Consider the following 13,250-nt stretch of genomic DNA (forward strand, 5'->3'; position numbering starts at 1 on the left):
TCTATGCGAGCCATGAAACCTCTTCGTTCTGGTATTAATGTCAGCACTAATGCTGGTTCTAATGCCAGAACATCGCCTGATTTGGCCGATCAGCAAAAACAGCTCACCGTACGCTCACGACGAAAGTGTGCTGCAGAGGCACGGAAGGAGTTCAGTGTGAGCTAACCCCGTAACGTGAAGCTGCGTGAATGATGGAGGATGGCCCTCCGGGATCGGCTTTCAGGAGCGGGTCTCAAACCAGTCCGAGCTGCTGCGGTAAAGAGCCGTGGTGGTGAGCGCCGGATGAAGAGTTCGGACGAGATCCGAGCAGGTGCGTGTCCGAAAGACGAACGAAAGTGAACCCTCCGAAGACGCGCCGTTATGAATATAAGCGTCGTCGAAACCAGGACTGTTTCGTCATCCTGGGACAAGTCCGCCGGGTGCCTGATGATTGGGCGGGCGGCGACCGGCGTAGAGGGGGCGTGTTGGACACAGGCTTTCACCCGGAACTGCAGGAACCAGGCTCCTGATGCCAAGGGAGAAGCCCAAGCGGAGAAACCGTAAGGCGAGAGTACCGATGCAGGAGACTGGGGCGGACCGATCCGTATGAGCGTTGAGGGCCCTGTAATGGGGCCGGAGCAAAGGGATCGGATCAGGTGGTCGTATTGTTTGGAACAACCGGAAACAGGATGACTCGATAGGTACGACAGACAAGCCGTTTCGGATTGAGAAGCGGCAAGTGTACGAAGCTTACAAAGCGGTCAAAGCCAACCGTGGTGCAGCCGGGTGGACGGTGAGACCCTGGAGATGTTTGACAAAGACCTTGCGAGAAATCTCTACAAGATCTGGAATCGGCGGTCAGTGATCGGATCGCGCAGATGGTGGTCAAGCAGATGATTGATCCGGAATCCGACATCAAAGCTGTTCGACAATCTTCCGCATGATCTCTTGCTGAAGACGGTCAGAAAAGACGTTAAATGCAACTGGGCTCTGCTCTACATCGAAAGATGGTTGACCGCGCCTATGGAAAAGAACGGAGAAGTCATTGAGCGGATGCGTGGTACCCCGCAAGGGGGCGTGGTCAGCCCGATCCTATCGAATCTCTTCCTGCATTACGCGTTTGACGTCTGGATGACCCGGACGCATCCGGATCTACCATAAAGGCCTGGCGCCGGCGAAGATCGGCGGCTACGTCAAACCGACACTGAGGGTGCGGCCGCCGACAACTACACCTTGACGCGTCGCTGGTTGACGCGAATGGCTTTCGCTTGACCCTCCACGCTGGCACGTGCAGCATCGTCGGCCTGATCGATTTCAGGACGAACGCGTGCATCGATCGGGTGGTGATCATGCTCCTGCTCAGGACTCCGATACGTTGAAACGACAACGCCACGGTGCAACAGCTCGTTCATGTCGTGTTACCTCTTCGAAGGCTACAAGCTATCTGGGAAAGACTTACCTTGTAGGGCATTGGCGGAAGGATCGACAATCGAAAAGACAGGCAGAAATCTCGTCTGCAAGGCCGGCCCCAGAAGGGGTCGGAAGGGAAGATCCGTAGGACAGCTCCCGCGAAACCTCTAGAAAAGTCCAGCCTTTTGAGACCTCGCAACCGGCGGAGAGGATGTTGCTGTCCTGCCTCTATTCAACAGACCTCTCCCCCTTTAAGTTCAGTCGGCGAGCGACCCTTGGGCGATCGCTATGCGCCGATCCCGCCCATGCAGACGTATTTCATGGATAAGAAGTCATCCATTCCGTACTTTGAGCCCTCTCGGCCGAAGCCGGATTGCTTGACGCCGCCGAATGGCGCTAATTCGGTGGAAATCAGACCCGTGTTCACGCCAACCATGCCGTATTCCAGCGCCTCTGTGACCTTCCAAACGTTCCTGAGGTCGTTGGCGAAAAAGTAGGCTGCCAAGCCGAATTCCGTATCGTTCGCGAGTTCGATGACTTCCTCGACAGTATCGAACTTGAACACCGGAGCCAGAGGCGCGAAGGTTTCCTCACGCGCAACCTTCATATCCTTTGTGGCACCCGAGAGAAGCGTTGGTTGGACGAACGTGCCTCCGCGAGCATCGCGGTCACCACCAACCACGACAGTCGCACCCTTGGTCACAGCGTCATCGATATGACCATAGAGCTTTGCTACCGCTTCATCGTTGATCAACGGGCCGATCGTCGCCCCGCTCTCAAACCCGTCAAGAACCTGCAAGGCACTCACGCGCATTGCCAGCTTCTCGACGAACCTGTCATGGATCCCGCTCTGTACGTAAATACGGTTCGCGCACACGCAGGTTTGACCCGCGTTACGAAACTTAGAAAGCATAGCCCCCTCGACCGCCTGGTCGAGATCTGCATCGTCGAAAACGATAAACGGCGCATTGCCGCCGAGTTCCAGGCTCAGCTTCATGATCTTCTGGGCGCCTTGCGCCATCAAGATACGGCCAACTTCGGTCGAACCGGTGAAGGTCAGTTTCTTGACGACCGGGTTGGAGCAGACCTCCTCGCCAAACATTCTTGCATTATCCGTCGGGAGGACGCTGAACAAGCCATCGGGTATTCCGGCACGCTCCGCGAGGATCGCCAATGCAAGCGCCGATAACGGAGTCTCGGCAGCAGGCTTGAATACGATCGCGCAGCCGGACGCGAGCGCCGGCGCGATCTTGCGGCACACCATCGCCGACGGAAAGTTCCAAGGAGCGATGGCGGCCACAACGCCAACCGGCTGCTTGATGACAAGCAGTCGCTTGTCGGCCTGGTGACCTGGAATGGTGTCACCATAGACACGCTTGGCTTCCTCACCGAACCATTCGATGTAGGAAGCGCCGTAAGCAATCTCGCCACGCGCTTCCGCCAGTGGCTTGCCCATTTCCGATGTCAGAATTACGGCCAGGTCTTCAGCGTTAGCTACCACCTCTTCGTAGAACTTCCGCATGATCAGCGAGCGTTCCTTCGCCGAAACCTTAGCCCACTTCTTCTGTGCAGCCTTTGCAGCATCGATAGAGGCTCGCACTTCAGCAAGGCCAGCGCTAGGCAAAGAGGCAAGGACGTCCATCGTGGAGGGGTTTAGCACGTTGATGCGTGTGCCGTTTACCCCTTCGCTCGACCACTTTCCTCCAACCAGCATCTGCTCGCGAACGAGAGTCTGGTCCTTTAAACGGCCTAGCAGGGTGCTGGAGATTGCCATGGATCTTCCTTTCTATGCATTGATCATATCTGATTTCGAATGTGTGGTGACCGTGCGTATATCGCGACCATCGGAACGATGAGCAGACCGACGACAGCCTGCTGCGCCGGAAAGTTCAGTCCGAGGCCAACTAGAAGCGAGGTCAGTACAGTCAGGACAAGAACACCGAGCACTGTCGCGCCATAGCCGCCCGCCCCACCAAGAAGCGACGTCCCTCCAATCACCACCGCTGCTACGGTGGTGAAAAGATAAGGGTCGCCCACGCCGACGAAGCCACCACCGGAAAACCCTAGTAGCAGCATGCCCGTGATTGCAGACATGGCACCGCTGACGCTATGGATGACGGTCCAGACCTTGAATTCGGAGATTCCGAGGCGGGCGGCCGCCGTCCGGCTTCCGCCGACGGCGTAAATGCTGCGGCCAAACCAGGTGTTGTACATGAACCATCCAAGCGCGATGGCGACGATAGCCCAGATCACGATGACCGGAGGCAGCGACAGGCCGAAAAACTTTCCGTTGAACGCCGAAATGTTCCTCAGCCATTCGGGTACCGGAGCAAACACTGTACCACCAAACGCCGAGCCGAGTGAGGTGTAGATCTGGACCGCACCGACGGCCGCGAAGCCAACTCCGAGCGACATGATCAGCGCTTGCCCTTGGAGACGGAAGCTCAGGGCGCCATTGGCGGCCCCGACAAGCGCACCGAGGAGCATGACAACCAGCATCGCGAGGGGAGCGGGAATACCTGCGACCATAAGGCTGGGAAGGAGGATGTTCGCGCCTCCAATAATATATGGTATCGAAAGATCGAGCGCACCGACCAGAGCGCACAGGGTCTGGCCAATGGAGGCAAGCCCCAGAAACGCTGCGAGAAGAAGGATTGAACGCGCGTTTTGGGATGATACGAAGCCGGGGACCAGCAATGCACCGAGTGCTAAGAGAGAGGCCAGAAGAACAAAGCCAATGACGATGCTCCGATGAGCCTTGAGCGGGTTAGACTTCTGAGCCGATTTGATTTCGGAATTCATAACTGTCGCGACCATTATCTTGCTCCTTACACAACCGCGCGGCGACTGATGACAAAGACGTTCACGAGAAGTGATCCGACGAGGATTAAGCCGAATGCCATCTGGGTAACGAACCCCGAAACCGTGCCGAAGTTGAAGGTGGAGAGGAGATAGGAGATGAGGAACATGTTGATCGCGCCAAGCGTAGATCCAAGTGCTCCACCACGACCACCGGAGAGGCTCGCACCTCCGAGAACCAGGGCCGTAACAGCCTGAAGGGTGTAGGTGCTGCCCTGCGTCGGATCACCAGAGGAGATCAGCGCCGTGTAGCTGAGGGCGGCAAGTCCAGCGAATGCTCCACCAACAACGTGGGCGATGATGCGGACTGCGTCCACTCGAACGCCGCTCGTATACGCCATGCGCTCATCCGCACCCGTCATGCGAAGGTTGCGGTAAAACATAGTCCCCCTGAGAAGGAGCCATAATGCATACGCTGCAACCAGCAACAGCAAAACAGGTGACATGATGTCGGTCCCCGCCCCCCAGCTAAGCATCCAGTCGGGCGCGACTCCACCCGGTCGGGACATCACCATCAGGTTCAACCCGGAGAGGACAAGAAAACCCGACAGCGTAACGATTATCGGAGCGACACGCACATAAATGATAACCAGCGCCTGGAGTAGCTGGAATGCCGCTCCCAGGCCGACTGCCCATACTATCACTGCGATAGGGTTGGTAATTCCGTTACCCACAAGCCAGGTAATAAGGGTAACGTTGATGAACCCCATCAAGGGGCCAACTGAAAGGTCCACTGCTCCACGACCCGCCATGACAATGGGGGTGAGGGCAAGCGCCGTTAGAATCAAGGGCGTGGCGACAAGGATTGCACCTGCGAGGCCGTTGTTCGTGAATAGCCCGTGTCCGCGTAGGGCAACGGCGACCAAAAGGACGATGAATAGGCCGGCCGGCACGAAGAGGGAACGGTCCTGGGTGATTTGACGGAATGCGATTCCAGACATCATGCAGTCCTTTCCAGATCGAACTCGATGGAGGCGTTTGGCGATTTTCCAAACATTGCGGCCAAGATTGGCTCTTCCGCTATGTCCTCGCCTGCTAGCGACCGGAAAAGCCTTCCAGCAAAGAAGACGTCGACGCGGTCCGCAAAGCCGATGAACTCTTCGATTTCGCTTGATAGATAAATCACGCTGCCACCCTTCTCCGTGAACAGGCGCAGTTCGCGGTAGAGATCGCGCTTCGTTCCGAGGTCGACACCGCGAGCGGGATCGTTAAGGACGATGACGGACGGTTCGTTTGCAAAGGCACGGCCGATCAAAACTTTTTGCTGATTTCCGCCCGACAGTGAGGTGATCTTGTTCGCCGGACTTCCAATCTTAATCCGGAGCCGATCCACCTCGCGTTTGAACATGGGTTTGAGGCCGGCCTTATTGATTATACCAAGAGGACCGAGGTTCTTGCGATAGACGCCGATGGCAAGATTTTCGAAGATGCTCTGCTGAGGGAAGATACCTTCACGCTTGCGGTCGCCGGAAATATACGAGATTCCTGCTTTGGTAGCGTCTTCGAGCGATGCGACCTTTTTCATTCTCTCGGTGCTGGATGACCAGACTTGGACATTACCACCAAAAGGCTGGATGATACCCGCAACGGCGCGTACGAAAGCGTCCTGCCCCTGCCCGTCGAGTCCTGCAACACCGATGATCGCTCCTTTCGGTAGATCGAAATCGAAGGGCGCTGCCGCGCTGTGAGTAACGAGGTCTCTTACCGCTACCACGGCCGGCGCGGCGGCGCCTACTTGCTTTGATTCGTACGCCTTCGCGTCGCTTGCGTTTCGGTCCGCGGGCGTCATCATTGAAAGCAGGTTCTCTTCAGTTATTTCATGCTTCTCGAGCGTACCAATGGTGACGCCGTCGCGAAGGATCGTGGCTCGATCGGCGATGCGGACAAGTTCAGCGATCCGATGCGTTACGATCAGCACGGTCGCACCTTCCCTACGGAGACGATCAATTTCCTCGTGGAGGCGGATCGTGGAATCGAGGTCTAATGCCGCAGACGATTCATCGAGGATGAGGACCTTCGGCCTGCGCAAGACCGCTCGCGCAATAACTATCCATTGCTTGACGCTCAGAGGCAATGCCCCAACGTTCTGATCGAGATCCACGGGCTTGCCGACGAGGCGTTTCAGGATCTCCTCAGCCTCGGTACGCCGACCACTGCCGCCCTGCGAGCGGAAGATGCCGTCGCGCCCGACATACAGGTTTTCCAATACACTGGCCTCGTCGGCCACCAGCACTTCCTGGAAGATCGTTGTCAGCCCGATGCGCTTGGCGTCAGTCGGAGTCGAAATCTCTTCTCCAAGGACCGAAACGCTCCCGGAATCTGGGTGCAACACTCCAGACATGATCTTCGCCATCGTGCTTTTGCCACTTCCATTCTCTCCGACGATGGCGTGCACTTCTCCGGCCCGGGCTTCAAAATCACACTTCTTTAAGGCCTTAGTCTCGCCGAAAGACTTGGCAACATTGATCAACTTGATCGTAGTTTGGTTTTGCATCGGAGATCCTCTAATCCCAACGGCCGCGCGAGGCGGTCCTCCCACAAGAGAAACTTCTGTCCGGTGGCAAGACCCACCGGGCAGAACAGTTTCACTTCGACACAGGCTTCCAGGGATCAGCCGGGCGTTCGAAGTAGTCTGCAGCAATCGCAGCAGGAAACCACCCGTCCGCCTTGGGCTCCACGAAGTCTGTCGAGTTCAAGTCGCAATCTTCTGGTATTGCCGCGCGGACTTCATCGATGGTGTAAGGCAAGACGGGTCGAAGGAAGGACTGAACCTTAGGGCCTTGTCCCTCCAATGTGCGGAGCATGATCTCCCACATCTGTTGCATCTCGCGACGCGGCGGCCAAATATGGAAACTCCTGTCCACAAACTCGGGGTTCTTGCGCCAGTAGCACGCGGCGGAAGCTTCCCCCCCGAGAGTAATCGGGATCATGTCTCGACCTGACTGCAGCATTGCGTTGAGAACGCCGTTCTCTTGGGCCCCCTGCGTGAGGATCCCATCAATCTTCGTCGGGTTCGTCGCAAGAAACTTCTGAACTTCGACCTGGGCCACCTGGTCGGTCCACTTCCCTGCAACTTCACCGACGATCTTTATGTCGGGGTACTTAGCAAGTGCTTCCTTAGCCGCTTTGTCAAAGCTGTCCGAAGAAGCGAAACCGGGAATACCAGAAACGAGAAGGATATTGCCCTTCTTTCCTATTTTTTCCGCCAGCCACGTCGCCATCTCGGCACCGCCCTGCGCGTGATTGGCCGCGCCATTGATGGCGTATGGCGACGTCACGTAGCCCGAAAATGAGAACACCGGCACACCGGCTTTGTAGGCATATTCGATCGTCTGATTAAGAGCCGTGACGTTCGAGCAGCAGATGATGATTGCATCGACGCCTTCGTCCACCATTTGACGCATCTGCTGGATCTGAACGGCGTCTTTAAGATCCGACTGGGTGACCACGACATCAGACACCAGGCCCGCAGCCTTTGATCGCGGTAAAAGATCGCTCATGACCGCATCGAGAGCTGCGGCTCGCCAGGTGTTGCCAGCGTAGCTGCTTGCATAGCCGATCTTCCACGGAGGACCCTTTTTGGGCTTGAAGTCTTTGTAGGCGCTCGCCCCCAATGGAATCTGCGGATCTACAGTTTCATAGATCTTCTTTTCTGTAGCCGGTAGCTGATCGACACCATCCGCGTAAGCGGTTGTCGCCAGGGCGCTAACCGAGATCAGCGCCCCAAGTGTGACATTCAGAATGCACCTCATTGAAGTTCTCCTCCCGAGAAAAGGATCAGGCAACCTTAGACCGGGCTGCTGATGACTGTTGGATCTCCTCAAGAATCGGCAACAGATACTTCCGGAACTCGCTATAGTCCTCAGTAACGGGAAAATGTCCGAGCTTTTCCATTGTCCAAAACTTGGAGCCTTTGACCAGGTCTGCAGCAATCTTGGTATCGGCCGGGGACGTGTTTGGATCGTATTCGCCCGTGAGGAAGTATAGCATACATTTCGACGTATCGATTTTGCTGGCTTCTTCTGGCGACACATCGTGGTCGTAGTAGTAGTAATAAAGATCACCCGCGAAGATTCCCGGTCCACCGCAGCTGTATTCCCACTGGATTTCACGGACATTCGCTTCTGGCGAGTACGGTGAGATATTCAGCATCATCGCCGCACCGATGGAGGTGCGATTGACGTTTGGATTGTCGAACTCCCTGCGGATGCCAGCCATACCGACGTCGACGTACTCCGCCGCCGAGCGCAACGCACCTTCGACCGAGATCGTGGCGCGGAAGTTGTCCGGATAGTTCGATGCCAGGTCGATCGCGAGATGGCCGCCCATGGAGCTGCCCAAATAAACGGGGCGGTCTAGGTCGAGCGCTTTTGAGAGTTCGAGCTGGAAGTCCATCATGAACTTCTTGGTCATGTTGTATTCCTTCTCCCACCAGCGAACGCCGTAGGGGGGAAGGGACTTGCCGTGATACGGCAGATCGAACGCGATGACGCGAAAATTTTTCGTCACGTCGGAATCGCAAAGCATATGACGGTATTGGCGACCGTCGGACCCTGCCGTATGACCGACGAGAAGCGGAATCCCCTGGCCCGCTTCTTCGTAATAGACGCGGTACTCGATACCTTCTACGGTGAGATAGAGATAACGGCCGATAATGGGGTCAAACTTGGTCATGCTGCTGCTCCTTCAGAACGGGCATTGCGCATCAGGGTGGTCATGCGGTTGAGAGCAGGCAGATACGCGAAGGTTTCGTTGTTACTGCTAAGGTAGAGGCCATGCTTGATGTTTGATGACTGCAAGCACTGATAAAACGGCAAGGGTTTGTGCTGAAGCAGCGCCTCCCACTGTGAACCGGTCCCGCGTATGACGATAGTGCACTTGTCGTCGTCGTATTCGGCCTCTTCCACCTTTAGCAACGTACCGTCCTCGAAATGAAGCGCTACACTGCGGGTAGGGAAATCGCATTTTAATATACCGTTAAGATAACGAGTTTCGCGCTTGAACTCGAAATCCTCCCGCACGAATTCTATGAATTTCTTGAGATCTATCGCCATTTTAGGCTCCTCCCTTGTTGATAAGCGCTGAGAACTCCGCGCATGTTGTACATGCCCCCTCACGGGACAGCACATTCTCAAATGCCCATTTCGGTGAATTCTTCCTGGGCATGCCTGAAACTGTCGATGCCTGCTGGCACACCAACGTAGATAGCCACCTGAAGGAAGATCTCCTGGATCTCCTGTTTCGTAACACCGTTGTTGATGGCGCCGCGGATGTGGCCTCTGAGCTCGTGCGGTCGGTTTAAAACCGCTATCATTCCAAGGTTGAGGATCGATCGAGCGCGACGGTCGAGGCCAGGTCGGTTCCAGATATTGTCCCAACAATACTCGGTGACGAGTTCCTGCATCGGCCAGGTGAAGTCGGTCGCCTTTCCGAGGGCCGCATCAACGTAAGCGTCCCCCATCACCTGCCGACGAGTAGCAAGTCCGCGCTTGAACTGCTCCGATGGAGCTGTTCGCTCGCCGGCCTTAGACCCCTTATCTTTCCTGTCCAAAGTGGCCATTGGGTTTCGCTCCCTTCATCATATTTGACAGATTATCAGACAATTTTCAACTGTCAGTTTGGCGTAGTTTTTCGCGGTCAGGCCTGATCTTTCACGAACTGCGCAATTTTCGTATGGTCGACATCGGGGCCTAAAGCATGCCGAGCAGCATCCCAGGCATCAGCGGTACCGGCCAATGTCGGCAGCTGGAGATTGAGCGCCTTCGACAAGTCCGCTGCAATCCTAATGTCTTTCGCCATAAGCCCCAAAGCAAAACCAGAGCCAAAAGTCTCCGAGAGGATGAACTGCTTCATCTTCACTTCTGTTGCGTTGTTCTTGCCAGACGACGAGTTGAGAATATCGACGATCGTTCTAGGATCGAGACCAAACGTTCGGCCAAGAAGAACGCCTTCGATAGCTGCCAGAACCCCGGCTCCCGATACGAAATTGTTGATGGCTTTCATGGCGTGCCCTGAGCCGATCGGGCCTGTCCTAAAAATCTGGCCGCCCATGGCGCACAGGATGGGATCAGCTTGATCGATATCGTCAGAAGCACCGCCTGCCATGATAGTAAGAGAGCCTTCGACGGCTCGCTTCACTCCGCCTGACACGGGAGCATCGACCAGCCGCAAGCCCTTCTGATGCAAGCGCTCTGCGAGCTCACGAGTATCATTGGGCGCCGATGAGCTCATGTCGATGACAAGCGCGTCAGCACTCAGGGATTGCCAGGCCCCATCCTTGAAGAGCGCGTCTTGAACAACCTTGCCGTTGGGAAGCATGGTAACCGCAACATCGGCCCCATTGAATGCTTCCGCTACCGTCTCTGCCGGAACGCCGCCGACGGCCGCGAACCTTTCCCTAGCCTCGGCCGATAGATCAAAGCCAGTGACTTCGAATTGAGCCGACAACAGATGTTGTGCCATCGGCCCGCCCATTGCGCCGAGACCAATAAAGGCGACGCGCAGATTTTTTCGTGGTGACAACGTCCCGCTCCCGAATGTGAGGCAAGCACAATCAGCTACCTCCGTTAGTGAGGAGTAGTTAACGACCTATCAGACAATCTGTCAATCGGAAAATTCATGCTTGGGCCGGCGCGCCCTCGCTACGACGCCAATTTTGCCGTCGCTTCTTCAATCACCTCACTTAAAATGACGTGCAAGCAGCACCCATCTTATCGTCCGATGGACACCAGAGAGGTTGTTGCGTTGTCAAAAGCACCGTGCCTGAAGGATTTAATTACACCCGGCCACCTCCAGCATCAGACAATCTGTCAATTTTCGGAAAATCTTATGGCATCAGCCTGAGGTGTTGTTGCGCAGGTACTCGAGTGCGACTTTCGCAGCCATATCAATGTGGTGCTTACAAGCGGCCGCAGCCCTGGGTCCGTTGCGATTTTGGATCGCTTCGGCAATCTCTTTGATTTCTGCAATGCTATGTTTGAGGCGCCCCGGTTGTGTCATCGAAGTCATGCGCAGAAGATTGATCCGGTTGTGCAGCGATGTTAGCATTTGCCTGACGAAGACGTTTTTGCTGCCATCCATCAAGCAGTCATAGAAGGCGTTTTTGGCAGCGATGAGCCTGTGTCCCACGCCGCTTTCCGCCGACGCTTCGAATTCTCTAACGGCATCTTGCAAAGTGGCAATATCTTCCGCCGTTCCATTTTCGGCGAACTGCTGACCAGCAAACCCCTCGAGCAGCGCGCGGACGGTGTAGAGCTGAGCGGCCTCCTCATAGGTTATGATACTGACAACTGGACCCTTGTGGGGGAAGCTTGTGATCAATCCCTCTGCCTCAAGCTGCCGAAGCGCTTCACGGACGGACGTGCGACCCACGCCGATCATTTCGCAAAGCTCGCGCTCGACGAGCCTTTGCCCCGGCTTGAACTTGCCCGTCGCAATAGCCTGTCTGAGCCTTTCTTCGACTTGCACTCGAAGAGAGGCATTTTGCCGAGCGACCTGCAGCTCCACATCTACCATGATCAATGTCCTACGTAGCACTAATGAATTTGAGCTAAATATATGGCTGCTTCGCGGGGAACTTTCAATCAGATTGTCTGATGAGCGGTCATTAGCAACTATTCTCGAGGATTGAGCCCGCTGTGTAGAGGTCGGCTTCCCGATCCATGAGGAACCGATCGGTTGGCGCGCCATAAGTGGAAATTCTAGTCCAAATGGCCTAGTTCAATTGGTGTCCTGATGGCCGACAATGTCCGCCCGCCGATTTCTCAAAACCAGCCACGTTGCGACCCTGATCGACGAGGTGTCCACGGTCACCGACACCACCGCATCTTCCAGGAGCACCCGTTCGACTAACGGCCGGGTGCAGCTTGGCAATCGGCAAAAGCCGCATCAGCAGACGATAGTGGTTCCGATCGCGCCTCCGGTCCGGAGGCGGCATCGATCTTGAGCGCCTCAAGATCCGCCATCTTTCTTCGCCTGCCAGCCTGGCTCGTACTTGCGCTATCCGCAATTCCCATTCTAACCACTTTTCTCTCTGACCATCTCTCTTGAAAAATTGTAACCTTCGTGCTACATATCTAGTGCAATCTGTAGTGCGAAGGTGACAAATTCCGACACCTCACAACCCTCCGGGTGCGGCGCGCGCTGCGCAAACTGGGCGCAGACATCCACGTCGACGTCGCCGCCTGCCTATGGCGGTAGTAGCCGAACGTGCCTTCACCTCACGCTCAACGCTTCAAAAGATCGAGGCCGGCGACACCAATGTCAGCATCGGCATCTATGCAGGCGTCCTCCAGGCACTCGGCCTGCTAGATGGGCTGAGCCAAGTCGCCGACATCGGTGACGACAGCGTCGGCCAGTCTCTGGCCAATGCAGAGTTGCCCAAGCACGCTCACCCAAGGCGATCACCGGGATCGTCACGCGATGGCTGATTTCGAAGTTCATCTCGACCTTCACGGCCGCACACGTCCCATCTGGCCCGGAGCAATCGCGCCCGTGGTGCCGAAACAATCGTGTTTGAGTATGATCGTGCCTGGCTCGAGGACCCGGGCCGCTTCTCGCTGCAGCCCGCTCTAGCTCTGAGCTGGGGAGAAAAATCACGGCTTTCTGTGGCTCAATAAAGCCAGCTGGTCGTTGTCCCCTGCCTATGACCTCAATCCAGTGCCTACGGATGTCAAGGCGCGCGCGCTGACGACAAACATTGATCTTGATGAAGGCACCTGCTCCCTTGACCTGCTGGAAGAACCTGCAGGGCTCTACGCCCTAACGCTCGCCGAGGCTCGCGCGATCATTAAGGAAGTCGCGACACCGCAAGGTGGCGCGAGACCGCCAAGGCGGTCGGTGCGCGGTCAGCCGAGATCAACCGTATGGCCAGTGCGTTCGATCACGATGATTTGCAGCGAGCGCCAGCCCTATGACGAGAGCCTTCCTCCACAGTTTCAATCCGCCCTCTGCCGGCCCGATCACTGAACCGGATTACGGCATCGTTGCGTTGTAAAGGACGG

12 protein-coding genes and 2 pseudogenes are annotated in these 13,250 nt (G+C 56.1%); 3 read left to right on the forward strand and 11 right to left on the reverse strand.

Annotated elements, in window-relative coordinates:
- Positions 1-643: 643 nt before the first annotated feature.
- Positions 644-1,137: pseudogene (locus tag EFR00_RS34290) on the forward strand (reverse transcriptase domain-containing protein); the annotation flags it as partial.
- Positions 1,138-1,205: 68 nt separating this feature from the next.
- Here EFR00_RS34290 and EFR00_RS26340 read toward each other — a convergent pair.
- The 11 genes from EFR00_RS26340 to EFR00_RS26390 form a co-directional block, all read right to left on the reverse strand.
- Entirely contained in the window at positions 1,206-1,391 is a 186-nt protein-coding gene (locus tag EFR00_RS26340; RefSeq protein WP_004668636.1) for a hypothetical protein, read from the reverse strand.
- A gap of 284 nt (positions 1,392-1,675) precedes the next feature.
- The gene (locus EFR00_RS26345; protein ID WP_008534338.1) at positions 1,676-3,163 is read right to left on the reverse strand and encodes an NAD-dependent succinate-semialdehyde dehydrogenase; all 1,488 of its coding nucleotides are present in this window, start codon (positions 3,161-3,163) and stop codon (positions 1,676-1,678) included.
- Positions 3,164-3,186: 23 nt separating this feature from the next.
- Complete coding sequence (locus tag EFR00_RS26350; RefSeq protein WP_004668632.1) at positions 3,187-4,206, reverse strand: ABC transporter permease; 1,020 nt, start codon at positions 4,204-4,206, stop codon at positions 3,187-3,189.
- A gap of 11 nt (positions 4,207-4,217) precedes the next feature.
- Positions 4,218-5,192 carry an ABC transporter permease gene (locus tag EFR00_RS26355; RefSeq protein ID WP_008534336.1) on the reverse strand — a complete coding sequence of 325 codons (975 nt, stop codon included), beginning with the start codon at positions 5,190-5,192 and terminating at the stop codon, positions 4,218-4,220.
- Positions 5,189-6,742: a sugar ABC transporter ATP-binding protein gene (locus EFR00_RS26360; protein ID WP_004668627.1), complete on the reverse strand. Its 1,554-nt coding sequence runs from the start codon at positions 6,740-6,742 to the stop codon at positions 5,189-5,191. Before EFR00_RS26360 ends, EFR00_RS26355 begins: the two co-directional genes overlap by 4 nt.
- Positions 6,743-6,833: 91 nt before the next feature.
- The gene (locus EFR00_RS26365) at positions 6,834-8,000 is read right to left on the reverse strand and encodes an ABC transporter substrate-binding protein (protein ID WP_008534334.1); all 1,167 of its coding nucleotides are present in this window, start codon (positions 7,998-8,000) and stop codon (positions 6,834-6,836) included.
- A 25-nt stretch (positions 8,001-8,025) separates the two neighbouring features.
- Positions 8,026-8,922, reverse strand: a complete 897-nt coding sequence (locus tag EFR00_RS26370; protein ID WP_004668623.1) for an alpha/beta fold hydrolase — start codon at positions 8,920-8,922, stop codon at positions 8,026-8,028.
- Entirely contained in the window at positions 8,919-9,302 is a 384-nt protein-coding gene (locus EFR00_RS26375; protein ID WP_004668622.1) for a hypothetical protein, read from the reverse strand. The genes EFR00_RS26370 and EFR00_RS26375 overlap by 4 nt, the downstream gene beginning before the upstream one ends.
- Before the next feature lie 77 nt (positions 9,303-9,379).
- On the reverse strand, positions 9,380-9,808 hold the full coding sequence (locus EFR00_RS26380) for a carboxymuconolactone decarboxylase family protein (protein WP_170964896.1): 429 nt from the start codon (positions 9,806-9,808) through the stop codon (positions 9,380-9,382).
- Between the two features lie 77 nt (positions 9,809-9,885).
- The gene (locus EFR00_RS26385; RefSeq protein ID WP_004668614.1) at positions 9,886-10,770 is read right to left on the reverse strand and encodes an NAD(P)-dependent oxidoreductase; all 885 of its coding nucleotides are present in this window, start codon (positions 10,768-10,770) and stop codon (positions 9,886-9,888) included.
- 312 nt (positions 10,771-11,082) lie between these two features.
- The gene (locus tag EFR00_RS26390; RefSeq protein WP_004668612.1) at positions 11,083-11,763 is read right to left on the reverse strand and encodes a GntR family transcriptional regulator; all 681 of its coding nucleotides are present in this window, start codon (positions 11,761-11,763) and stop codon (positions 11,083-11,085) included.
- A 674-nt stretch (positions 11,764-12,437) separates the two neighbouring features.
- Between EFR00_RS26390 and EFR00_RS26395 the strand changes: the two genes are divergently transcribed.
- Together EFR00_RS26395 and EFR00_RS34060 are read left to right on the forward strand one after the other, a co-directional pair.
- Entirely contained in the window at positions 12,438-12,677 is a 240-nt protein-coding gene (locus tag EFR00_RS26395) for a helix-turn-helix domain-containing protein (protein WP_008534330.1), read from the forward strand.
- A 160-nt stretch (positions 12,678-12,837) separates the two neighbouring features.
- Positions 12,838-13,163: pseudogene (locus EFR00_RS34060) on the forward strand (type II toxin-antitoxin system HipA family toxin); the annotation flags it as partial.
- Positions 13,164-13,250: the final 87 nt, after the last annotated feature.

This window comes from Rhizobium sophoriradicis (assembly GCF_003939025.1).
Lineage (GTDB): Bacteria > Pseudomonadota > Alphaproteobacteria > Rhizobiales > Rhizobiaceae > Rhizobium > Rhizobium sophoriradicis.

Excerpts from the sequence above, each read along its gene's own strand:
- EFR00_RS26355 (WP_008534336.1), bottom strand. The coding sequence starts at position 5,192 with ATGATGTCTGGAATCGCATTCCGTCAAATCACCCAGGACCGTTCCCTC.
- EFR00_RS26370 (WP_004668623.1), bottom strand. The coding sequence starts at position 8,922 with ATGACCAAGTTTGACCCCATTATCGGCCGTTATCTCTATCTCACCGTA.
- EFR00_RS26340 (WP_004668636.1), bottom strand. The coding sequence starts at position 1,391 with ATGAACGAGCTGTTGCACCGTGGCGTTGTCGTTTCAACGTATCGGAGT.
- EFR00_RS26390 (WP_004668612.1), bottom strand. The coding sequence starts at position 11,763 with ATGGTAGATGTGGAGCTGCAGGTCGCTCGGCAAAATGCCTCTCTTCGA.
- EFR00_RS26395 (WP_008534330.1), top strand. The coding sequence starts at position 12,438 with ATGGCGGTAGTAGCCGAACGTGCCTTCACCTCACGCTCAACGCTTCAA.
- EFR00_RS26365 (WP_008534334.1), bottom strand. The coding sequence starts at position 8,000 with ATGAGGTGCATTCTGAATGTCACACTTGGGGCGCTGATCTCGGTTAGC.
- EFR00_RS26345 (WP_008534338.1), bottom strand. The coding sequence starts at position 3,163 with ATGGCAATCTCCAGCACCCTGCTAGGCCGTTTAAAGGACCAGACTCTC.
- EFR00_RS26350 (WP_004668632.1), bottom strand. The coding sequence starts at position 4,206 with ATGGTCGCGACAGTTATGAATTCCGAAATCAAATCGGCTCAGAAGTCT.
- EFR00_RS26380 (WP_170964896.1), bottom strand. The coding sequence starts at position 9,808 with ATGGCCACTTTGGACAGGAAAGATAAGGGGTCTAAGGCCGGCGAGCGA.
- EFR00_RS26360 (WP_004668627.1), bottom strand. The coding sequence starts at position 6,742 with ATGCAAAACCAAACTACGATCAAGTTGATCAATGTTGCCAAGTCTTTC.
- EFR00_RS26375 (WP_004668622.1), bottom strand. The coding sequence starts at position 9,302 with ATGGCGATAGATCTCAAGAAATTCATAGAATTCGTGCGGGAGGATTTC.